Annotated in this window: 17 protein-coding genes and 2 tRNA genes; 10 read left to right on the forward strand and 9 right to left on the reverse strand. The window is 44.3% G+C overall.

What is annotated here, in order from left to right:
- Positions 1 to 86 precede the first annotated feature (86 nt).
- Both flgP and R7D93_RS23635 read right to left on the reverse strand, forming a co-directional pair.
- Positions 87 to 518, reverse strand: a complete 432-nt coding sequence (gene flgP, locus R7D93_RS23630; protein ID WP_005382014.1) for a flagellar assembly lipoprotein FlgP — start codon at positions 516 to 518, stop codon at positions 87 to 89.
- A gap of 9 nt (positions 519 to 527) precedes the next feature.
- Positions 528 to 1,166 (reverse strand): FlgO family outer membrane protein, encoded by a 639-nt coding sequence (locus R7D93_RS23635; protein ID WP_005382013.1) that lies wholly within the window; start codon positions 1,164 to 1,166, stop codon positions 528 to 530.
- A gap of 169 nt (positions 1,167 to 1,335) precedes the next feature.
- Here R7D93_RS23635 and R7D93_RS23640 point away from each other — a divergent pair, with 169 nt between their 5' ends.
- The 3 genes from R7D93_RS23640 to R7D93_RS23650 all read left to right on the forward strand — a co-directional run bounded on the left by R7D93_RS23640 (position 1,336) and on the right by R7D93_RS23650 (position 3,507).
- Positions 1,336 to 2,469: a flagellar assembly protein FlgT gene (locus tag R7D93_RS23640; RefSeq protein ID WP_005382012.1), complete on the forward strand. Its 1,134-nt coding sequence runs from the start codon at positions 1,336 to 1,338 to the stop codon at positions 2,467 to 2,469.
- A gap of 175 nt (positions 2,470 to 2,644) precedes the next feature.
- Positions 2,645 to 2,721: transfer RNA gene (locus R7D93_RS23645), tRNA-Arg, on the forward strand.
- Positions 2,722 to 3,000: 279 nt separating this feature from the next.
- Positions 3,001 to 3,507, forward strand: a complete 507-nt coding sequence (locus R7D93_RS23650) for a hypothetical protein (RefSeq protein ID WP_005382011.1) — start codon at positions 3,001 to 3,003, stop codon at positions 3,505 to 3,507.
- Between the two features lie 114 nt (positions 3,508 to 3,621).
- Here R7D93_RS23650 and R7D93_RS23655 read toward each other — a convergent pair whose 3' ends face one another.
- The 4 genes from R7D93_RS23655 to chiP form a co-directional block, all read right to left on the reverse strand.
- Positions 3,622 to 4,584 (reverse strand): OmpA family protein, encoded by a 963-nt coding sequence (locus tag R7D93_RS23655; protein ID WP_005382010.1) that lies wholly within the window; start codon positions 4,582 to 4,584, stop codon positions 3,622 to 3,624.
- A gap of 640 nt (positions 4,585 to 5,224) precedes the next feature.
- On the reverse strand, positions 5,225 to 6,652 hold the full coding sequence (gene gltX, locus R7D93_RS23660) for a glutamate--tRNA ligase (protein WP_213987429.1): 1,428 nt from the start codon (positions 6,650 to 6,652) through the stop codon (positions 5,225 to 5,227).
- A 177-nt stretch (positions 6,653 to 6,829) separates the two neighbouring features.
- Positions 6,830 to 7,426: a DUF2057 domain-containing protein gene (locus tag R7D93_RS23665; protein WP_064369044.1), complete on the reverse strand. Its 597-nt coding sequence runs from the start codon at positions 7,424 to 7,426 to the stop codon at positions 6,830 to 6,832.
- A gap of 123 nt (positions 7,427 to 7,549) precedes the next feature.
- Positions 7,550 to 8,671 carry a chitoporin gene (gene chiP / locus R7D93_RS23670; protein ID WP_005382007.1) on the reverse strand — a complete coding sequence of 374 codons (1,122 nt, stop codon included), beginning with the start codon at positions 8,669 to 8,671 and terminating at the stop codon, positions 7,550 to 7,552.
- Between the two features lie 478 nt (positions 8,672 to 9,149).
- Between chiP and R7D93_RS23675 the strand changes: the two genes are divergently transcribed.
- Both R7D93_RS23675 and R7D93_RS23680 read left to right on the forward strand, forming a co-directional pair.
- Entirely contained in the window at positions 9,150 to 11,846 is a 2,697-nt protein-coding gene (locus tag R7D93_RS23675) for a heavy metal translocating P-type ATPase (protein ID WP_213868992.1), read from the forward strand.
- A gap of 21 nt (positions 11,847 to 11,867) precedes the next feature.
- The gene (locus R7D93_RS23680; RefSeq protein ID WP_115385799.1) at positions 11,868 to 12,317 is read left to right on the forward strand and encodes a DUF411 domain-containing protein; all 450 of its coding nucleotides are present in this window, start codon (positions 11,868 to 11,870) and stop codon (positions 12,315 to 12,317) included.
- A gap of 65 nt (positions 12,318 to 12,382) precedes the next feature.
- Here the strand turns inward: R7D93_RS23680 and R7D93_RS23685 are convergent, their stop codons facing one another.
- A complete protein-coding gene (locus R7D93_RS23685; RefSeq protein WP_005382004.1) occupies positions 12,383 to 13,075 on the reverse strand; it encodes an oligogalacturonate-specific porin KdgM family protein in 693 nt (230 codons plus the stop codon).
- 439 nt (positions 13,076 to 13,514) lie between these two features.
- Positions 13,515 to 16,166: a beta-N-acetylhexosaminidase gene (locus R7D93_RS23690; RefSeq protein WP_213868993.1), complete on the reverse strand. Its 2,652-nt coding sequence runs from the start codon at positions 16,164 to 16,166 to the stop codon at positions 13,515 to 13,517.
- A gap of 494 nt (positions 16,167 to 16,660) precedes the next feature.
- On the opposite strand from R7D93_RS23690, the gene R7D93_RS23695 reads away from it, so the two are divergent.
- Positions 16,661 to 17,533 carry a TraB/GumN family protein gene (locus R7D93_RS23695; protein WP_225497176.1) on the forward strand — a complete coding sequence of 291 codons (873 nt, stop codon included), beginning with the start codon at positions 16,661 to 16,663 and terminating at the stop codon, positions 17,531 to 17,533.
- Between the two features lie 151 nt (positions 17,534 to 17,684).
- Positions 17,685 to 18,068 (forward strand): hypothetical protein, encoded by a 384-nt coding sequence (locus R7D93_RS23700; RefSeq protein WP_372009610.1) that lies wholly within the window; start codon positions 17,685 to 17,687, stop codon positions 18,066 to 18,068.
- A gap of 441 nt (positions 18,069 to 18,509) precedes the next feature.
- On the opposite strand, the gene R7D93_RS23705 is transcribed toward R7D93_RS23700, so the two are convergent.
- Positions 18,510 to 18,586 (reverse strand) — tRNA-Pro (locus tag R7D93_RS23705).
- A 259-nt stretch (positions 18,587 to 18,845) separates the two neighbouring features.
- Here R7D93_RS23705 and R7D93_RS23710 point away from each other — a divergent pair.
- The 3 genes from R7D93_RS23710 to rluF all read left to right on the forward strand — a co-directional run bounded on the left by R7D93_RS23710 (position 18,846) and on the right by rluF (position 20,991).
- On the forward strand, positions 18,846 to 18,986 hold the full coding sequence (locus tag R7D93_RS23710) for a DUF3149 domain-containing protein (RefSeq protein ID WP_005382236.1): 141 nt from the start codon (positions 18,846 to 18,848) through the stop codon (positions 18,984 to 18,986).
- Positions 18,987 to 19,118: 132 nt separating this feature from the next.
- Complete coding sequence (gene smrA, locus R7D93_RS23715) at positions 19,119 to 19,700, forward strand: DNA endonuclease SmrA (protein ID WP_213868995.1); 582 nt, start codon at positions 19,119 to 19,121, stop codon at positions 19,698 to 19,700.
- A gap of 94 nt (positions 19,701 to 19,794) precedes the next feature.
- Positions 19,795 to 20,991, forward strand: a complete 1,197-nt coding sequence (rluF, locus tag R7D93_RS23720; protein ID WP_213868996.1) for a 23S rRNA pseudouridine(2604) synthase RluF — start codon at positions 19,795 to 19,797, stop codon at positions 20,989 to 20,991.
- Positions 20,992 to 21,000 lie beyond the last annotated feature (9 nt).

The raw sequence follows: 21,000 nt of genomic DNA on the forward strand, positions 1-21,000 counted from the left end.
CAATTCCCGCGCTCACGTAGATATAAAAAAGCGACTCATTGTTACCAATCAGCCGCTCAAAAAGATTATCTGTCTAGTGAAATGGTTTAAAACAAAGTTTGCTGACGCTTCTCAGGCACTTGCTGAACTTCTCCATAATCACGTAGCTTATCCATCTTACGGATATCCAGACGCAGCTCAGTCACATAACTGTCTTCAACAAGATAACTACGCACAACTTCTGCACCACGAATTACACCATCGACGGCACCAGTGGTGCTTTCAATACCCAAACGCTGGTCTTGCAGCTCTGCACGTCCACTAACACGCATGCCATAAACTTGCTCTGCTAGCTCACGATAAGCATCAATTTTTGATGCGCGCATTGCACGTACACGCTTTTCTTCTACTGTGCGGCCTGTTTGCTCACTGACGCTGGCGTAGCCCACCGCCACTAAGATTTCATCTTGACGCATCTGTTGTAATGGCTGACACCCAACCAATATCAGTGTGGCAACAATAAATAATAACTTCTTCATGCTTCTATCCTATGGACGGAGAATCACAGTGTACGGCTGACGAATGGTAGGGTCAGAACGAATCAACACACCATCTTGTGTGCGGATGCTATTTAACGTATCTAAGTCACGCCCAATACGGTCAGCCGGAAGGAAACCTTGCGCTGTCGCTACAACTACACGGCTTTGCATGCCAACCACGCGTGCATTGACAAGCACTCCCCCCTCTTGGCGCAGCATCGTTCCGGTCAATACATACTGAATTTGCTGCTCTTGAGCTAAATCTTGCCAATCACGACTTAAAGCAAAATCGCCCTGTTGCGTCACTTGAATAGAGCCCGTAGTTTTGAAATCAACCACTTTAAACCCTCGGCGCTGAAACTGATGGATAAAACCTTCAGAGACCGAGTTACCTAACCAGTTTGTTGCATCCATATTTTGTAGATCAACAAACGAGGTAATCGCAATCGGTGTCCGCGCTGATACTGCCACATTAGAAACCATCAGGTCTTCTGTCATGCTCTCAATGAAAAAGTCCATCGTATGACGCGGACTATCCATCAGCATGAACTGGCTTCCCGAGTAAGGTTCTTTACCATTGTAAATCGGTGAGTACGCGCACGATGTCAGAAGCGTCATCATCGATGCAGCGACAAGCCACTTTTTCATGGTTTGATTCTCCAGATAATCTTAGGTGATACCGTTCTTTATTAATTCCTTTCCAAGAAAGTGAATATTGGAACAGTCTTTGCTTTTCTTTGTTTGCCTAACGAAGAAAAACCCACCAAACTTCACTGAATTTGTTAAAGCAATATTTATACCCGAACGGTTGTAACCAATGAAAAAAATATTAAACAGTCTGTTTTCAATCACTTTAGTGATGCTTGTGCCTTTTAAGGTAATGGCATCTTGGTATGAAGTCACAGGCGTTGCCACCATCGTTTCTTCAGAAGAGACGGCAAGGCTCCATGCGTTGGAAGACGCGCTGTTCAAAGCCGTCAATTTTTCGGGCGCAGATATTGGCAGTATTAGCAACTTGATGCCGCTATTAGAAGAAAGCCGCAACGAATACCAGTTTACCAATCATGAAGTCCGTTACATTTTGGTCGAGTCTGAACGCAAACGTCGCGGTAAAGTCGAGGTAAAAATCCGCGTTGATATTTATCCATCGGCAACGGGTTGCCACACCGATCAATACAAAAAGACAATGCTGGTCGGCAATATTGAGGTCGCATCACCACAACAAGCAGTGATGGGACAAATTTATCAAGTTGGTGACGATTTTAGCCACGTAGTGAACCGTCAACTTGATCAAACCTCACGCAGCTTTGTGTCTGTTGGTACAACGGACTACTCAATAAGCAGCAACTATCCTGCTCGCACTCAAATGATCGCGCAAGACAATGGCGCACAATACATCATTGGAGGGGTCATCACCGATCTCACTGCAACGGTCGAATCTCAACTATTGCAAGATGACATCATCAATCGTCAGTTTGCGTTAGAAATGAAAGTATTTGATGGTAAAACTGGCCATGAAATCTTCAACAAAGCCTACCGTGAGGTCGCGCGTTGGCCATTTGCTAAAACGAGTCAAGTGGACACTCGTAGTGCACGTTTTTGGGCATCGACCTATGGCGAGATGATGCTTCGCGTTAGTCGCAATATTATGTTGGATCTGGAGTCGGAGCTATCTTGCAAAATTACATTGCCAGAGGTTGTGGCAGTCTTCGGTAATACCGTAACGATGGATCTCGGCCGTATGCACGGCGTAAAAGAGGGAGACAAATTGCAGCTTTGGCACACCGCGTCGTTTATCGACCAAAATGGATTGCCAAGAAACAAAGTCTCGCAAAGCGAAATTACATTAACGGTATCACGCATATACGAACACGAAGCGGAACTGACGATTGATCAGCCAAATTTAGCGTCTAGCGTTCAAATTGGCGACGTAATGAACAAGATCCTATAAAAGCAAACATTAAGTCTTGAGATATGCTCACTTTTGAATATCATAGGCAGCGCATCTTATTTGATTATACCAATGACCGTAGCGAATCGTTCAACGTGATGCTGATACAGATCTAGTAGATTGCTAGATTTGAACTCAGTAAAACAGTGCAATGAACTGCAACTATTGGTATTACGCCCCCATGGCACAGCTGGATAGCGCAGTCCCCTCCTAAGGGACAGGTCGTAGGTTCGAATCCTACTGGGGGCGCCATATCATAGCCTTAGCTCCCACTTGAGCTAAGGCTTTTTTGTATCTTCAATTTCAAGCCTCGCACTGCTCCCCCTAGTACATCGTGTTAGGTAATCTTCCCAGTAATCAATATGATCGGATCAGGTGTTTCGGTTACGGGATAAAGTCTTCTACTGATCTGACTTCTTCCCCTTGAAATCATTTCAACAAGCCCTATTTACAGTTTTGTATTTTATTACTTTAATTATCTATGAGTTTTGCTTACCCTTTTAGCTATTAATAAAATTATTAGTTAGCACTATGTCTAAGAGCAATTTAATAACTAACACTGGACACCGCTTTATTTCTAAAGGCAAGACAGCCTTTAAGATACATATCCATACCCCCGAGGATACGGTACTACACCGCTCGGTAGGATTTGTTCGTATTGGAGAAAAGAAAGGCTTACAAAAAGCCATTAAGCTGAGAAACGAGTTAGGCCGGCAAATGTGGGGCAAATTCTGGCGACGTCTTTTGAAAGACCCTTACCTAATGACCAGGCTTCCACATAGCGTTGAGCCTAAAATCGTTCACAAGCCTAACCCTACTCTTGAAAACCCTGACAACCGAGATACGTGTTACATCGCCAAGTGGCGAGAGTTCAATGATGACGGTGAGTATAAATATAAAACGGTGGTTCGCTCTATTAGTAAGTACGGCAAACTTGCCGCCTACATGCAAACCAAAAAAGCGTTGTTAGAAGCACATAAAGATAACTTGGAGATCCTGACATTTATGGGGCGTTTAAACAGCATTGATCTTAAGTAATACCTAGCCACTTTGAACATTTCAGTCAGTTTTTAAAGAGAAATAAAAAGCCCCAAAGAGCGAACTCTTTGGGGCTTTCAGCTTCAGTCTTCTATACTACGGTCGAATAGGAGCTTATTGCTGAACTTGGTATTCAAATTCTGGAACAACGACTTCTACGCGACGGTTTTGTTGACGACCTTCACGAGTGTCGTTTGAAGCGATTGGGTTGTTTTCACCTTCGCCACGAGCTTGGATACGTGATGAATCAATACCTTTTTCAACCAGTGCGTTAGCAACAGACTCAGCACGTTTTTCAGAAACTTTTAGGTTGTAAGCTGCTGGACCAGACGTATCTGTGTAACCTACAACTTCAACGTTCGCTTGTGGGTGCTCGTTTAGGAAAGCAACTAGGTTATCAAGTTTTGCTGCGCTCTCTGGTTTTAGAGTTGTGCTGTTTAGATCGAAGCTACCTGTACCAATTGTTTGAGTTTCGAATGTTTTCGTAACTACAACTGGCTCTTCTACCACTTCTTCTACAACCACTTCTTCAACAACAACTGGCTCTTCTACGATTACTGGCTCATCGTTGCCGCCGAATTTGAAAGAAACACCTAGTGTTGCAGTGTTACCTGTCGCACGAGTTACATCGTTGCTGATGTCAGTCAGTGTTTGGTATTCCGCACGAGCTGTTACGTTTTGGCTTAGGTTGAATTCAAGACCAGCTGCGCCTAGGTAAGAGTAATCATCTTTGCCATCAAACATTACGTAAGCGCCACCCACTTTACCGTAAAGTGCGATGTCTTCAGTGATTGGTAGGCTAAATTTAGGAGCAAGAGTGATTGCTTCTACGTGGCCACCGAAAGAAGTTTGGTTAAAATCACCGATGTTGTCGAAACCCGCTTCTACTGCGAAGTATTTATTCATTTCGTAACCAACAAAAGCGCCAAGAGTAGAATCGTCTTTGTCACAAGCCTGGCCCGCTACACACGCGTCTTCCATCCATGACTTACCCATCTTACCACCAACGTATACTTCTGCTTGTGCTGCTGAAGCCATAAGTAGAGACGCTGAAATTACCGCTGCTAATTTTTTCATTATTGATTCCTCTAAAGAAGTTCTTTTGTTAGATGCCGAAATGCGCCGTCTGACTGACGTTGTATTTCAATTCTTTTTATTCATTCCTTGAGTGAGATACTTAGTCAGCTTCTTTTTATGCACATGCATTTTTTTTATGGAAGCAACTTACGTACATTTCCTGTTCAGTGATACATATCGCCATCTCGGTATCGCTGACGGGATGAACTATAACGCTAAGAAATCGCGAGAAAAATCCCAATTCTGTCAATTTATTGTCATCAAAAATCTCGACAACATGTGATCTTAAGCAAAAAAATCCCCACGCAATCACCACGCAAACGTTTGCTTTAATTTTTGGAACAACATAGCTAAAGCAAAGGTTTTTCTTAAAAATGAGACAAACAAAATGGAACTTTAAGGAGCATGGATAAAAATCAATCAGATATTTGATATATAATCGCTCGTTTTTTATTCACGCCAACGATGTTTGGATTAAAAAATCTTATCCATATTGAGGTAAATTACAGGTGAAACCATCTCTTCATTCACCAATATGAAAGAAAGTTTCTCGTTACCTAAATTGAAGATACAAAAAAGCCGCGGTTGCTCACCGCGGCTTTGTGACTATTTATTCAAAAGAACGTTCAGTTCAAAGCAATTATGCGTTTGCTTCACGCTCAGCAATGAACTCAAGCGCCATCTTAATGCGAGCAATACAACGCTCTTTTCCAACCAGCTCCATTACTGCATCGACAGAAGGAGACTGACCGCCGCCTGTTACAGCAACACGTAATGGCATACCGATTTTGCCCATGCCGATTTCCAACTCTTCACATACTGCTGCGATAACGCCATCTTTGATGTTCGCTGTCGTCCACTCAGTTAGTACTTCCACTTTCGCTAATGCAAGTTCTAGAGGCTCTTTAGCCACGCCACGTAGGTGTTTCTTCGCTGCGCCCGCTTCAAACTCAGAGAAATCTTCATAGAAGTAACGGATTTGCTCAGCTAGCTCAACTAGTGTGTTGCAACGCTCACCCACTAGCTTGATCACGTCAGTGATAGCAGGACCATTCGTTACGTCTAGTTTTTGTTGATCTAGATGCCATTGTAGATGCTCAGCAACGTACGCAGGATCTGAGTTCTTGATGTAGTGGTTGTTCAACCATTGCAGTTTGTCAGTGTTAAAAGCAGACGCTGACTTAGATACTGCGTTTAGGCTAAATAGATTGATCATCTCTTCTTGAGAGAAGATTTCTTGGTCCCCATGAGACCAACCAAGGCGCACTAGGTAGTTGTTTAGTGCCGCAGGCAGGTAGCCCATATCGCGGTATTGCATGACTGATACAGCGCCGTGACGTTTAGACAGTTTCGCGCCGTCATCACCCAGGATCATTGCACAGTGTGCAAATGTAGGTACTGGCGCACCTAGTGCTTCGTAGATGTTGATTTGACGAGGCGTGTTGTTGATGTGGTCTTCGCCACGAACAACGTGAGTGATACCCATGTCCCAGTCATCCACTACTACACAGAAGTTGTAAGTAGGTGAACCGTCTGTACGACGAATGATTAGGTCATCCATTTGATCGTTGCGGATTTCAATGCGACCACGGATTTGATCATCAAATACTACGCTGCCTTCTTTCGGGTTACGGAAACGGATAACACATGGATCGCCATCTTTTGCCGCTTCGTTTGCTGCTTTGATTTTTGGATGGTTAGCATCGTAGCGAGGCATTTCTTTATTTGCTTCTTGCTCTGCACGGATTTCATCTAGCAGCTCTTTAGACGCGTAACATTTGTAAGCTTTGTCTTCAGCAAGAAGCTTATCAACCATTTCGTTGTAACGGTCAAAACGTTGAGTTTGGTAGTAAGGACCTTCATCCCACTCCAAGCCTAGCCATTCCATGCCTTCAAGAATTGCATCAACCGCTTCCTGAGAGTTACGCTCAAGGTCTGTATCTTCGATACGTAGAACGAATTCACCACCTTGGTTTTTAGCGTATAGCCAAGAGTAAAGTGCAGTACGCGCACCACCAACGTGTAGATAGCCAGTTGGGCTAGGAGCAAAACGAGTTTTAACCGTCATTTGAGTTCCTTAGGGGTAATGAGCAACGAGAGATCTCTCGTTGTAATGTCAAGGATAAAAGTGGCGACATTTTACCACCGTAAGTCAATTCTACAATCGGTTTGACAACAGAAATAAAAACAGGGCAGAACCAAAAAGGCACAGCCCTGCTATTTACTGTTAAAGCACGAGACGAAATTACTTCAGGTTACGCATTGCCCATTGCATAAATTCTTGCTGCTCTTCACGGCTCAATTCATTAAACGATGCTTTGATTGTTTTGGTTTCCGCTGGAGAAGACGCAATGCTTGCCTTAGTCGATTCTTTATTCATTGCGTTATTATAGTCGGCAACTTCTCGTTCATAATCACGAAAACCTTGCAAACCACCTTTACGAAGTTGAACCATAGAGAATGCCACTTCTTTTCCGTTTTTGTCTTTCAATACCACTTTAGGATCGAGTTCGAAGGCTCTCGCCTCTTCAATAGTACGGAATGTTTGATAAGTCAGAGAAAGCTCGGTGTCTTTTTCTGCATCAAACTCTAATACCAGCGGCTGCGAATCGAATTTACGGCGCTTTCCATCTTCAAATACGATTTGTCCAACCGTTACCGCCAATTGGTTTTCCCCATCCTTTAACTCGATGCTGTTGTTCTTGGATATCCACTCAGGGTAGACGAACTCGCCGTTGAGAACGCGAGGAATTAATTCAGATTGCAGAGTGAGTTGAGCAGCAAAAGCTGGCGCCGAAAGCATTGCGCAAAGTCCGAGAAGTGTCGTTGTTTTTTTCATCATGGTTTCTCACTTTATACCAATTTAGATAAGCCTCTAAAATTTACAGGCCAGTCATTTCAAAGGCTTATTTGAATAAGTATCAAGATAAAAAGGGCGTTTCCGCCCTTTTAGCTGCTTCTTTAGTTAGAAGTAGTATTCAACACCTACAGAGAACTCGTCGTAGTCAGCAGACTTCCAACGTGCTTCTGTTGGTTTATCTAATTGAGACGCACCGTCGCCAAAGTCTAGAGTACGAGCACGTACGTACAGCACTGCCGATGGGTCTACGAAATACATAACTTGTGCTGATAACACATCGTCCGCTGTATCGTTAATTTTCTTACCATCACGCTCTAGATCAAAGTTAGCGGCGTAAGCCAGTTTGTATTGCCAATCACCCGTGGTGTACATGATAGCGGCAGACATTGCATCTTGCTTTTCACTCACACCATTGCTTGCGTCCGCTTCCATGTATTTGTATTGCGCAAAGAAAGAGATCCCGTTATCAAACCAGCCTTGTGCCCCTACCAAGTACGTGTTGTTTTCCCACGTTTGGCTTTCCATCTTGATATTACGGTTACCTTCATATGCCGCATCTAACTGGATAGGACCAATTTTGTAGTGTGCTGCGATACCACCCCAGTAGTCATCCCCTTCACCTAGACCTGCTTTATCACCTGCACCAGCTGCGATATCTAGGGAGAATTTGTCAGCAAACATTGGAGAGTCCCAGCGGATAGTGTTTGATTGACGGTCTTGGTACTTGGCGCCACCAATAGCACCACCCCAGTCGTATACATCGCCCAGGCCAGGGTTAGATGCTGGCCAGTCAACCAATTCGTACATAGGTGTCAAAACGCGACCCAGGCGAATTTGCCCCCAAGATGCACTTTCAAAACCGACGAATGTGTCACGTTCACCAAGACCTGCGCCCTCGCCACCAAAGCTAGGGTCTACATAACCGCCTTCGATTTGCCAAATAAAAGTAGGGTCGAAGTTAGCAAATTGTTTTTTACCACGGAAACCAATACGAGATTCGTTGTTTAGCTGCATGCCACCCAAATCATCGTCCGTTGCTTTGCTGCCAGAATCGTAATCGCGGTACGCAGCCTGCATCGCGATGATCCCGTAAACTTCATAAGAAAATGAATCCTTGGTTAGAAACTCTTTTGCTGCGTCACTGTTTGCACCATCAGCAAATGCAGCACCACTGAACATCATGCCGGTAATTGCCGTGGCAAGTAGGCTTTTCTTTAGGTAAGACATTATAAACCCCTATATTTTTAGTTTTTTCCATTTTCAAATTCACTAACTAGGACATGGCAGGAACTTGAAACAGTGTTTGGACGGGGCAAATATGACAAACTTTTTTCGCACTAAAAAACTTTCCTTACAGCAATCTGAGCGACTTCAAAATGAGAAAATCAAAAATAAAATAAATCAATAAAAAACAATTGTTTAACATCAAATATAAAAAATAAAAAACGTTAAAAGTACGTTTTGACACTGAACTGACATTGAGAGCATCTAAAAAACGTGAGCGACTTCATTCATCTTTTAGGTGTTTTAACGGAACTTTATATTCAAAGAGAAAAAACCTTGAGATCACTCGCAAGTAAAATGACCGTGCACTTGTGGGATTCGAGAGATTTTGACGAAATTGTTGTGAGTAGCAAATGGGTATTGACCTTACCCTTGCAGGAAGGTTTAAGCTCATAGCATCACTACTATTGAGGTGCAGATTATGTATCAGTTAGTTATACCTTTATCAGGGCTCAACTGCATGGGCTGTGCGAGAAAAGTTGAGAAGGCTTTACATGCGAATCACGATGTGGAGATCCTCAATTTGTCCCCGACGCAAGTAGAGGTCAAAACCGAGTCTTCTCTTAAAGAGCTCGTCTCGTCGATTGAATCTCTTGGTTACCAAGCAGGAAATCACTACGAGCTAAACCTTTCAGGCTTAAGCTGTGGCGGTTGCGTCAAAAAACTTTCATCTTTATTAGAATCTAATCAAGACGTTATTTCTTTTGAGGCTTCAACAACGCACTTAGAGATTCGTACCCTCCTCTCCGAGCAACAAGTGATCGACTTAATAGCAACACTCGGCTATACCGCCAACCTTGATTCTGTTGAAGTAGAGAACGAAAGCTCACCAGAGACTGAACAGGTAGAAAAGCAAAGCAATATTAAAGATACGCAGGTGCCACCAGCGAGTATTCAATTGCAAATGCTGATTCAAGGCATGACGTGTGCGAGTTGCGTATCTTCAGTAGAGAAAGCACTTACTAACGTAGAAGGCGTTGAGAAGGCACAAGTCAACCTTGCAGAACAAAGCGCACTAGTATTCGCAAGCCAAGACTCTGATGACCTCCTTAACGCAATTGTTGAATCGGTAAAACAAGCCGGTTACCAAGCAGAGCTCCTACAAGACGCCGCAACCCAGCAAGAAAAGCAAGCACAGCAACAACGTCAGCAACAAAAACGCTTTAAACTGGATGCTATTGCTGGCCTTGTCGTCGGTGCCCCCTTAATGATTTGGGGCGTTGCTGGCGGCAATATGATGATTCGCAACACCAACGACCAATTAGCTTGGGGCGCGATCGGTATCGTATGTTTACTCCTTCTTGCCACAGCAGGGAAACACTTCTTCAGTAACGCTTGGTTAGCGGCTACTCACAAGCGAGCCACCATGGACACGTTAGTCGCGCTCGGTACTGGCGCAGCGTGGTTCTATTCGATGCTTGTGGTGATTTTCCCAGACTGGTTCCCTCTTGCTTCACGCCACGTGTACTTTGAAGCGAGTGCAATGATCATCGGCTTAATTTCTCTTGGTCACTATATAGAAGCAAAAGCCAAAGCAAACACAACACGCTCATTGCAAGCTCTGATTAACCTGCAACCTCAGCAAGCTACGGTAATCACGGAACAAGGCGATCAACAAATAACGGTTGAGCAAATCACGCTAGGCATGAAGCTGCGTATCAAACCAGGCGAGAAAGTGCCTGTTGATGGTGTTGTGATTCAAGGTGAATCATACATTGATGAGTCGATGCTCACTGGTGAACCAGTACCAGTGTTAAAAGCACAAGAGGCTCAAGTGTCTGCCGGGACATTAAATACCGATGGTGGATTAGTCATTGAGGCAACGGGCATTGGCGCAAATACCATGCTGGCTCGTATCATCCGCATGGTGCGCACAGCGCAAAGCAGTAAGCCAGCCATCGCGAAACTGGCAGACCAGATTTCATCGGTGTTTGTCCCTGTCGTTGTTGGCATAGCAATACTGGCCGCGCTCGTTTGGTTTGCCGTTGGCCCAGAGCCAAAAGCGAGTTATATGCTGGTGGTCACCACAACCGTCCTGATCATCGCCTGCCCTTGCGCTCTAGGCTTAGCAACCCCACTTTCTGTCACGGTGGGAGTGGGTAAAGCCGCAGAGCTCGGCATTCTGATCAAAGACGCCGACGCCCTGCAATTGGCAAGCAAAGTCGACACGGTTGTATTCGACAAAACTGGCACGCTTACCCAAGGTAAACCTAGCGTTCAGCAAGTGTTTACTCACGCCACCAGCCAAGAAGATCTATTGGCTTTAGCGTATGCGGCAGAGCGTCAGTCTGAGCACCCACTGGCAAAAGCGGTATGTGATTACGCCAAACGACACGACGCAAAGGATGTCTCATTAGACAAGTTTGAGAACGTTCGCGGGCGCGGCATTTTGGCGACGTATCAAGATAAACCGCTGCTCATTGGTTCGCTTCAATTTATGCAAGCAGAGAACGTCGAGACTAGCGCACTAAAATCTGCCATCGATGAATGCGCAAAAAATGCGTGGACTCCGGTAGCTGTGGCATTGAACGGCGAACTGATCGGTCTGATCGCCATTGCCGACCCGATCAAATCAGATGCGAAACAAGCGCTCTCTGCATTAAAATCGCAAGGCATCAAAACGGTAATGCTGACAGGCGATAACCAACACGTTGCCAATGCTATCGGCCAAGAACTTGGTATTGATGAAGTGATTGCCCAAGTAATGCCAGATGAGAAAGCTCAGCACATTGAGCAACTTCAATCTCAAGGACATGTCGTGGCAATGGTGGGGGATGGCATTAACGACGCCCCTGCTCTCGCGTTATCCAACCTCGGTATTGCTATGGGTAGCGGCAGTGATGTCGCCATTGAAAGTTCGCAAATGACCATCCTGAACACGTCACCAATGGCGGTAGTACATGCGATTGAACTCTCTCGCGCTACACTTAAGAACATGAAGCAAAACCTATTTGGTGCCTTTGTTTACAACTCGTTGGGTATTCCAGTTGCCGCTGGTGTGCTTTATCCAGCGTTTGGATTTTTGCTCAGTCCTGTTGTCGCAGGAGCGGCAATGGCACTGTCTTCAATTACTGTCGTTAGTAATGCAAATCGACTACGACTGTTTTCAGTAAAATAACCACTTCTTTTTGAGGGTATTATGAAGTTGAAACTATTGACCTTTGCAATGCTTGCGACCGTGTCCGCCAACGTATTGGCAGCCGATGTCATTAACCATAAATCGCCATACTGTGGCTGTTGTGGAGAATGGACAAAACACATGGAAGAGAACGGCTTTACGGTCGAAGAAAAATTGCACGATGACATGAACGCCATCAAACGCGATCTAGGCATCAAGAATGAACAGCTTTACTCTTGCCACACGGCAGAGATCAACGGCTATCTGTTTGAAGGTCACATTCCAGCCGAAGACATTAAAGCGTTTTTGAAAAATCCACCACGTAACGCAAAAGGCTTATCAGTACCGGGCATGCCAATAGGCTCCCCTGGTATGGAATATGGCGACAAAAAAGACAGCTACACCGTTTACGCCTTTAACGAAAAAGGACAAGTGTTCGAATATAGCCACCACGAAGGCAACGGCAAATAAAAACAAAGCCCAGCGAGACAAACCGCTGGGCTTTTTCTTAATGGACAATTAAGACAAATATAAAATTAGAAGCCGTAAGAGGCACCAAATACAAAAGCGTTATTCACTAGGCTGTCACCACTCGCGTTTTCTGCACCGTGTGCTTGACTACGGAACTCAAAGTAAGGTTGAACACCTTTACGAGTCCACGTTGCACGAAGCTCGTGGTCCATGGTTTCCGCTTCAATCATGTAGACGTTGTTGTAGCTTAGCGTCACATCCTCATTCATCACGTAACCGATGCGGTTGTCCATGCGGTAATCTGTATCCGCATCTGCGTCTGTCGCATCAATGTGCGCACGAGTACGGTTACTTAAGGAGATGCCGTTATCGAAGTTGTAACCGATCTTAACCAATGGACGGTACTGTACATTCTCGCCAGCAGAGAACAGGTGTTGGTAACCAGCGGCAACCCATAAATGATCGGTAATATTAAATGACTGCTCACCACCCACAGTGATTGCTGGTGTTGTGTTACCTGCGCCACCGTTTTCTGTTTCCAGTTTACCCAACTGAATACCATCAAATTCGGTGTAAACCGTAAAGCCGCCGAATTGGTTATCAAAAGTATGACCAGCTTCCAGTGTAGACGTAACGTCCGAACCATGAATTCGACCATCATCGTGGAATTGAACATTACCTGTTACGTAAGAGGAACCAGCAAAAGCGCTAGAAGCGAAAGCGAGAGAAAGAGCACTCAGTGCAAAAATGTTTTTCATAATTACTGCCTTTATTTATTCACGTTATGCGATAGTTTTAGAGGGCATCTCTTCCCTTTTATCGCAAACTTTGGAATGTGCCTCCTTGGCGTTCGCAATATTGTTTTAATTAATTCGCGATGGAAAATAAAACATTTTAAAAAGTGATCTTGTTCAAACCGAAGCTCAAAAACCCTGATAAAAACATGGAAAATACAGGCACTTATCGTATTTTTATAAAATTATTCAAAAAATAGAAGTGTGATCGTAAACAGATAATTTATTGATATTTAGCAGATTAAGTCGATCAAGTTCACAATAACCTTGACCATTACAACCAAAAACTTATTTATCAATGAAAAATAATTAGACATCGATCACGCTTAATTTCCTCAAAAAATAAAGAAAGCCCCAACATGATGTTGAGGCTTTGCCAAAAAATTAACTTACAAGAATCGAGTTATTTCACGCTGGTCACTCGACTTGCTTTCTCACCGCTTGCTGACACAGAACGGATAAACACTTCACCTTTCACATTTGGACGAGCATTATCTACGTAAGTTAGCCAGTTCTTGCCGTCTAGAGAGTATTGAAGCTTCACCCCTGGGAACTGAACGTTCATTGCTAGCTTGCCATCTTCTACTTTCGCACCTGGTACAGGCAGGCGGTAGTCGATACCTGATTTTTCTAGCTTAGCCAGTTCACGTTGGCCAAGTACGTTCGCAAAGCGGTTGTAGTCTTGGTTTAGCGCGGCTTTGTCTACTAGGTTAGAGTTTTGCGAGTATTCAACACCCACTTTGTAGTCGTTTTCCCAATCAGCACGGTGCCATGCACGCTCAGCGGCTGCTAGTACGCGAGGGAATACCATGTACTCGTATTGCTCGTCGTTACGTACTGTCTCAGACCACAGCTGTGCTGATAGACCATAGAAAGGTTTCGCTTCGATTTCACCTTTACCAGTGAAGCCGTTACCATCGCGGTCTACAGAGGTTTCTGCGTTCTGAGGCATGTTCTCTGGTGCAAAACCAAACATCTTACGAGTATCTGTTGCACGCGTCGCCCAGTAGTAACCACGCTCTTTCGGGTCAACTTCGTACGGCATGTCCATGTATACGTAGTCTGGGTTAGAAACGATAACGTCGTAACCTTTCTCAGACCATTCGTACACTGATGATGTGCCACCCCAGTAAAGAACGTCCCAGAAGTTAACACGCGTGTTTTCTGTTGCGAACGCTTTCTCACCTTCACTGTACTTAAGGCCATCTTGCCAAGCTTGGAAGTTTGGAATGCCCTTCTCTGCCACCATCTTCGACACTTCTTCTGCAAAGTGGCTTGGTAGATGAGCAAAATCGCTTACCGTACCGTCTGCAATTAGCGTCTGACATTGTGGTGACTGTGCGAATGGCTTGTCTTGCTTAGACAAATCAATGTTACCCTTCCAGCTTACTTTGTCTTCTGCGTTGATGTCTTGCAGACCAGCGCCTAGCTTGATGTTCTTCGCTTCGTCACCACCAAAGTGCCATGTTGTTAGCGGTGTGCCCGCTTCTTGGTGCATTGCTGCTACTTCTGAAATCACTTTATCAACAAAGCGAGTTGAAGATTCCATGCATGGGTTGATGAAGCTTTGCTTGTTGTAGAACTGAACCGTCGTTACGTTCGATGTATCTTGAGGATCCATCAGGCGGTACTCGTTCGCTTCTGCTCCTTTACCTTCTTCCATTAGACGGTCGTAACGTGCTTCCATTGATACCACTGCTGCACGAGCGTGCGCTGGCATATCAATTTCAGGAATCACTTCGATGTTACGCGCTTTCGCGTACTTCAAGATGTCCACGTAGTCTGCTTTGCTGAAGAAGCCAGAACCAAAGTTGTCTGTCGTTGCACCTGAGCCAAGCTGAGGCAGTAAACAGCTTTTCTCTTCCAAATCGAAACAACGGTTAGCGCCAACTTCAGTCAGCTCAGGCAGACCCGGGATTTCTAAACGCCAGCCTTCATCATCCGTTAGGTGAAGGTGTAGTTTGTTCATCTTGTACGCGGCCATTTGGTCAAGCGTTGCAAGAATCGCGTCTTTAGAGTGGAAGTTACGAGCCACGTCCACCATCACACCACGGTAATCAAAACGCGGCGCATCTTTAATAGACAGTTGTGGTAGAGAATCAGCATTTTGGCTATCTACCAGGCCAAAGATAGATTGTACTGCGTAGAAAGCACCTGCTTGGTCAAACGCTTTAATCGCAATACCGTCGCCTTTGATGCTCATTTCGTAAGCACCAGATTTTGCTAATTCACCGGTGAAGTCTGCAGGAACAACAGTGATGCTTACAGGAAGATCACCACGAACATCCACACCTACCACTTCTGCACGATCTTGAATTGCTGCGAATTGAGTCGCATCGAATGCGTCTTTAGGCAGCGCAATACCGGCCGCGATATCTACCGTACCGTTACCTGCTTCAACAGACAGTGGCGTTGGTAGTAACGTGGTTGATACGTCTTGTTTTGCTAGGTCTTCGTTCTTCTCGAAACGAGACACAGCGTTTGCAAATACGTTGTTGTCATCTGGCGTACGCTTTAGGTTGTTACCCTCAAGGCCAGTCACGAAAGATGCAACGTCTTCTGTGTTAAGAGAAGCGATCATCTTAGGCTCTGCATTTGGTGCAGCAACGAAAGCGCCTGGCATGAAGTCAGTTTCAAATAGCTGCCAGTATTCAGCAACAAGAGGAAGCACAACCTCTTCACCCGCAGCAAAACCATCAAACTTATCTGTTGGTTCTAGTTTGTGTAGATCACCCGTTACGCGAGAGATTTTGAACTGTTCGTTTTCAACATCCAGAATCAGACGAATGCTATGGAAGTAAATAGCCCAATCTTTTGAGTCAACCGCTTCACCTTGGTTAACCAGCGTCATGTTTACCTTGTTACAAGACGCCCACTCAGCCCCTAAGTCCTGACAAGCAAGACCTTCGTTTGCACCGTGGTTAGTCAACACTTGGTATTGAATATCAAGATTATTAGCCAACGAATTTACAACTTGTTGTTCAGAGCTTTTCAGCGCAGAGCAACCTGCTAATGTAGTGATAACAGAAACAGCAATCAGACTAGGTTTAAACATCTTACTTCCCCAAAAAAGTCAGTGGTTCAAAACGACAATGATAAAAATCTCGGCCCCTCAAATGCGAGGTACCTAACCGTTACATTCAACATACAACCTGTTATTTCTAAGCGTAAAATAAATAGATATAGGAAGTGATCCAGTTCAAAAAATGACACTCAGCAAAAACAATAAAAATCTAATTTTCATGGAGTTACAATACACGTCAAAATCGAACAACTTGTTTTGACGAGTTTGCTGCGATCTAGGTCACTTATATTCATGAGTTACGACTGATTTTGTAAGATTTGGATCACGCCTAATTATTTTGTGAACCATTAGTAAGCGAATTACCTATTTACCTTTCGTGAAGTGACTCTCATTTATTCGTCGTCAAAACTCGTCAATATTTTTAGAAATGACGATTTTGTCGAATACACCACTGGAGAAATTGCACTTAACCTCACGCTATTTTGCGTATAAAGTTTAAAGGTATCTTATCTGAGGGCCACTCTATGTTTCGTCTCTTGACGCTCATATCATCTCTACTTGTTACTTTGACTCCTTTTTCCTCTTATGCAGAGCCACAGCATTGGTTAGCGAAAAAAGGGGAAACCGAACTTATGATTATTGGCTCGGTACATGTGGGGGATAAAACGATGTACCCACTCCCTAGAACGGTCATCCAGCACTTAAGCCAAAGCGCAGGGTTGATTATTGAAGCAGACGTCAGGAATTCTGAAGGCTTGGTTTACCCACAAACAACCATTCTTTCTAAAGATGTTTTAGACAGAGCTCAACGTCGGCACTTAATTGAAATTGCCCAAGATTTAGGTTTGCCAGAAACTCAACTCCTAAATTCCCCACCTTGGATGGCTGCATTCACCATCCAACTCGCTTTAGTCAACAAACTGGGGTATGTCTCTGATAAAGGGGTCGACATGCACCTAATAGGACTCGCTGATAAAAAGCAAATCCCGGTCATTCCACTAGAGTCCGTGCAATTCCAAATCGATTTAATCGCAGGTCAATCAGAAGGCGGTAAAGAGATACTTCTCTCGTCAATTGAAGAATATGATGGCGGAGAAGAGTTGGTTCAATGCTTGATAGAGAGTTGGAAGAGTGGTGATGGTCGCATGTTGGTCGAAGCCTCTTTGACCGATCATACAACAGAAGAGTTTAACCAAGCCTTTTTATACGAGCGTAATCGAGATTGGGCTAAAAAACTCGACACTGGCAGTGTTCTACCTCAACAATCGGGTCGCTACACCGTTGTTGTTGGTGGCTTGCATTTAGTAGGTAAAGATAACCTGATTGAACTGCTTAAAAATCGGGGATTTAACATCAAACCACTGGGTAAGACGCGCCAAGCAAATTGTGATACCTAGTGATTGTTTGAAAAATGCCATTTAAATACAATTATTTAAATACAACCATTTAAAATTCATTCAAACTTTCTTATAAAACGCCGTTAAGCTAAGTGGATACAAAACAACTCATATGAAATTTAAATATTTATTCCTATACACGATTGGAATTATGCTCACTTCTTCGTTGTCTTATGCTAAACCGCCATGCAACGTAGAATCTTTTCAAGCTATTGATATAACTCCGGAAGTAAAAGGCGGTGTTTTAGATAAAGAGAGTGGTCAATTTCTTATTACCGAAAAACCAATGATGCGTTGCGCGAACATCACGTTTTCAACAGCCCACACTCGAAATCGCGTTGCACATATGATGAACCAAGGCTTTGAAGCGGTTTACTATGATGGAAATACAAGCAAATCTCACTCAGTAACGTTTGATGAAGACGATTTAAAAGCGGGTTACGTCAAGATTGGGCCAAATCACCCAAAGACCGCTTATGTCTGTTTCACTACTTCTGAAACTCCTATCAATACTATCTCGTGTGACATCAAGTAATAAATTTACTCGCTCTAAAAAATGAAAAGGCCCTACATTTCTGTAGAGCCTTCCTCTCAATACGTGTCGGTGAAGAGCCATGTTCTAACTTCAAGCGAACCCCATTTGGTTCGATACTATTGAAGTCTAAAATTACTAGCACTAAAAACGACGAAAGCCTGCTCATTGAGCAGGCTTTCTAAAAGTGGTCGGTGAAGTAGGGATTCGACGCGACTGGGCTTCCAGAGGACTGGCATTCCAGACCCCGATCCTCTGGTTCCAAATAAATATCACCAAATACGAAAAAGGCTCTACATTTCTGTAGAGCCTTTTTCTCAATATGTGTCGATGAAGAGCCATATTCTAACTTCAGGCGAACCCCATTTGGTTCGCTACTATCAAAGTCAAATTTGCTGCCGCTAAAACGACGAAAGCCTGCTCATTGAGCAGGCTTTCTGAAAGTGGTCGGTGAAGAGGGATTCGAACCCCCGACCCTCTGGTCCCAAACCAGATGCGCTACCAAGCTGCGCTATTCACCGAGATGTTTAACTGAGGAATTGTCCCCGTCAACGAATGCGTATATTACGGATTCTGAACTGTGGCGCAAGTGCTTTTTACAAAAAAACCTTAGGTCTTAATTCGTTTGATGAATAACTGAACACTAGCACGTAAAATGTGACTGATAACTCACAACAAAATACAGTTTATTAACCTTAGCAACATAATTGATCCAGATCAGTGTGCAACAAGACACCGCCATTTAGTTTATTCCTGTCGGGAACATCTTGGAGGAAACGTATGGACTTTTGGCTTGATCTCCTATTTGGTAATGCAGTGGGTCTATCGTCAATGATAGTAATTTTTGGGGCAATTGGTCTGATGTTATTTTACGGCGGTTTCTTCATATACAAGATCATGAACGACAAATCTCCTCACTAGATCTCGCTTAGCTCTAGAAACGCTTTGCACCGGAGTCGGTTACTTGCCTACTCCGGTTTTTTATTTGATCTCAATGCACCACTCATTGATATAATCCTATTATTCTTCCCTGTTCTTAATGAGATTACTGCTATGTCTCACGACGACGATTTTGATCTATTTCAACAGATGATGGGCGATGTAAAGCCAATCACTCAAGACACCACCGAACACAAAAAAGTACACCAAGTAACAGAAGCACAGCTCGCAAAACGCGAAGCAGCAATCTGGTTAACGGAAGATGACCCAGAATACCTATCACTTGATCACGCTGAAATGCTCAAGCCAGAGGACTTTGTTGAGTTCAAACGTGATGGTGTACAGGACGGGGTTTACCGCAAACTTCGCCTTGGTAAGTATCCAATCCAAGCTCGCTTGGATTTGCACCGTAAAACATTGAAAGAAGCACGTGATGAAGTCGTGACGTTTTTAAAGCAATGCCTATCAATGGACATTAGAACCATCGTTATCGTCCATGGTCGAGGAGAACGCTCAAATCCACCTGCAATGATGAAAAGCTTTGTTAGCAGTTGGCTACGACAAATAAAGGAAGTCCAATGCGTCCATAGTGCGCAACGCTTTCACGGTGGAACTGGAGCCGTTTACGTCCTACTTAGAAAAAGTGCGGAAAAGAAATTAGAAACCCGCGAACGTCACCAAAAACGGTTAGGCTAAATTTCACCCTAATGCTAGAATGCCCGCCCTTATTCTTCCTTCCCCTTAAAGGAAGGGAGCTTCATTCGCCGTTGTGAAACGTTAGGAGACAAAAATGTCACAAGACAACGCTAAACGATTAAATAAATTCATCAGTGAAACGGGGTTTTGCTCACGCCGTGAAGCAGACAGACTGATTGAGCAAGGCCGTGTCACCATTAATGGCAACAAACCTGAAATGGGGACAAAAGTGCTACCTGGTGATGATGTTTGTGTGGATGGTAAGCCAGTGGCAGCAAAAGAGAAGCCGATTTATATCGCTCTCAATAAACCAACAGGCATCACCTGTACAACTGAGAGAGACGTCCCTGGAAACATCGTTGATTTCATCGGCCACCAAAAACGTATCTTTCCGATCGGCCGCTTAGACAAACCGTCTGATGGTCTGATCTTTTTGACCAACGATGGCGACATCGTGAACAAAATCCTTCGCGCAGGCAACAGCCACGAAAAAGAGTACGTCGTACGCGTGGACAAGCCAATTACAGGCGAGTTTCTCAAACAGATGTCGAGTGGCGTTAAGATTCTCGACACAGTCACCCTACCTTGTAAGGTAACAAAAGAGACTAAATTCTCTTTCCGTATTGTGCTCACTCAAGGACTTAACCGTCAGATCCGTCGCATGTGTGAAGCGCTGGGCTATGAAGTATTCAAGCTGCGTCGCGTACGCATCATGAATATCTCTCTTGATGGTATTCCCAATGGGAAATGGCGTTATCTAAGTGACGAAGAAGTGGCAGAGATCCTAGCAATGTGTGAAGGCTCGGTAGGTACAGAAGAAGCATCAAAAACAGACTCTAGAGGTCGCAACATTCGTAAAGCGACCGACGCGAAGCTGTTTGATAGCCGTGAAGAAAACCAAGATTCTACTGCTCGTCGTAACCAGAAGACACGAACTTTCCGTGGTAACAATGCTGATGAATTCCGTCATGCACCAAACTCGAAAAAAGGTCAACAAAAGCGTCGTCAGCGTGATGATGAAGGCGGACGTCCAGCTAAAGAACATTACAAAGCGAAACCACAAGGTGAACGCAGTAGACCGCAAGGCGAGCATGGTAAATCACACCGTAAACCAGATGCATCGAGCAATACGCATTCAGCAAACAAGCCTCAATCACCGAGTAAGCCTAAGCAGCATTACATGAACCCAAATGCCGCGAAACCAAGTAAACCAGCTAAACGCACTGGTGGTACATTGAGTCTGAAGAGTAACGCTTCACTGACAGGCAAGATCAAAAAAGGACGCTCATGAGCGTCCTTT

It is taken from the genome of Vibrio sp. YT-15, assembly GCF_033337445.1.
Lineage (GTDB): Bacteria > Pseudomonadota > Gammaproteobacteria > Enterobacterales > Vibrionaceae > Vibrio > Vibrio alginolyticus.

Coding starts and splice junctions, on each gene's coding strand:
- R7D93_RS23655 (WP_005382010.1), bottom strand. CDS start 4,584: ATGAAAAAATTAGCAGCGGTAATTTCAGCGTCTCTACTTATGGCTTCA.
- R7D93_RS23685 (WP_005382004.1), bottom strand. CDS start 13,075: ATGAAAAACATTTTTGCACTGAGTGCTCTTTCTCTCGCTTTCGCTTCT.
- chiP (WP_005382007.1), bottom strand. CDS start 8,671: ATGTCTTACCTAAAGAAAAGCCTACTTGCCACGGCAATTACCGGCATG.
- R7D93_RS23710 (WP_005382236.1), top strand. CDS start 18,846: ATGGACTTTTGGCTTGATCTCCTATTTGGTAATGCAGTGGGTCTATCG.
- smrA (WP_213868995.1), top strand. CDS start 19,119: ATGTCTCACGACGACGATTTTGATCTATTTCAACAGATGATGGGCGAT.
- R7D93_RS23680 (WP_115385799.1), top strand. CDS start 11,868: ATGAAGTTGAAACTATTGACCTTTGCAATGCTTGCGACCGTGTCCGCC.
- R7D93_RS23635 (WP_005382013.1), bottom strand. CDS start 1,166: ATGAAAAAGTGGCTTGTCGCTGCATCGATGATGACGCTTCTGACATCG.
- R7D93_RS23665 (WP_064369044.1), bottom strand. CDS start 7,426: ATGATGAAAAAAACAACGACACTTCTCGGACTTTGCGCAATGCTTTCG.
- R7D93_RS23700 (WP_372009610.1), top strand. CDS start 17,685: ATGCTCACTTCTTCGTTGTCTTATGCTAAACCGCCATGCAACGTAGAA.
- R7D93_RS23640 (WP_005382012.1), top strand. CDS start 1,336: ATGAAAAAAATATTAAACAGTCTGTTTTCAATCACTTTAGTGATGCTT.
- R7D93_RS23650 (WP_005382011.1), top strand. CDS start 3,001: ATGTCTAAGAGCAATTTAATAACTAACACTGGACACCGCTTTATTTCT.
- flgP (WP_005382014.1), bottom strand. CDS start 518: ATGAAGAAGTTATTATTTATTGTTGCCACACTGATATTGGTTGGGTGT.
- rluF (WP_213868996.1), top strand. CDS start 19,795: ATGTCACAAGACAACGCTAAACGATTAAATAAATTCATCAGTGAAACG.
- R7D93_RS23695 (WP_225497176.1), top strand. CDS start 16,661: ATGTTTCGTCTCTTGACGCTCATATCATCTCTACTTGTTACTTTGACT.
- R7D93_RS23690 (WP_213868993.1), bottom strand. CDS start 16,166: ATGTTTAAACCTAGTCTGATTGCTGTTTCTGTTATCACTACATTAGCA.
- R7D93_RS23675 (WP_213868992.1), top strand. CDS start 9,150: ATGTATCAGTTAGTTATACCTTTATCAGGGCTCAACTGCATGGGCTGT.
- gltX (WP_213987429.1), bottom strand. CDS start 6,652: ATGACGGTTAAAACTCGTTTTGCTCCTAGCCCAACTGGCTATCTACAC.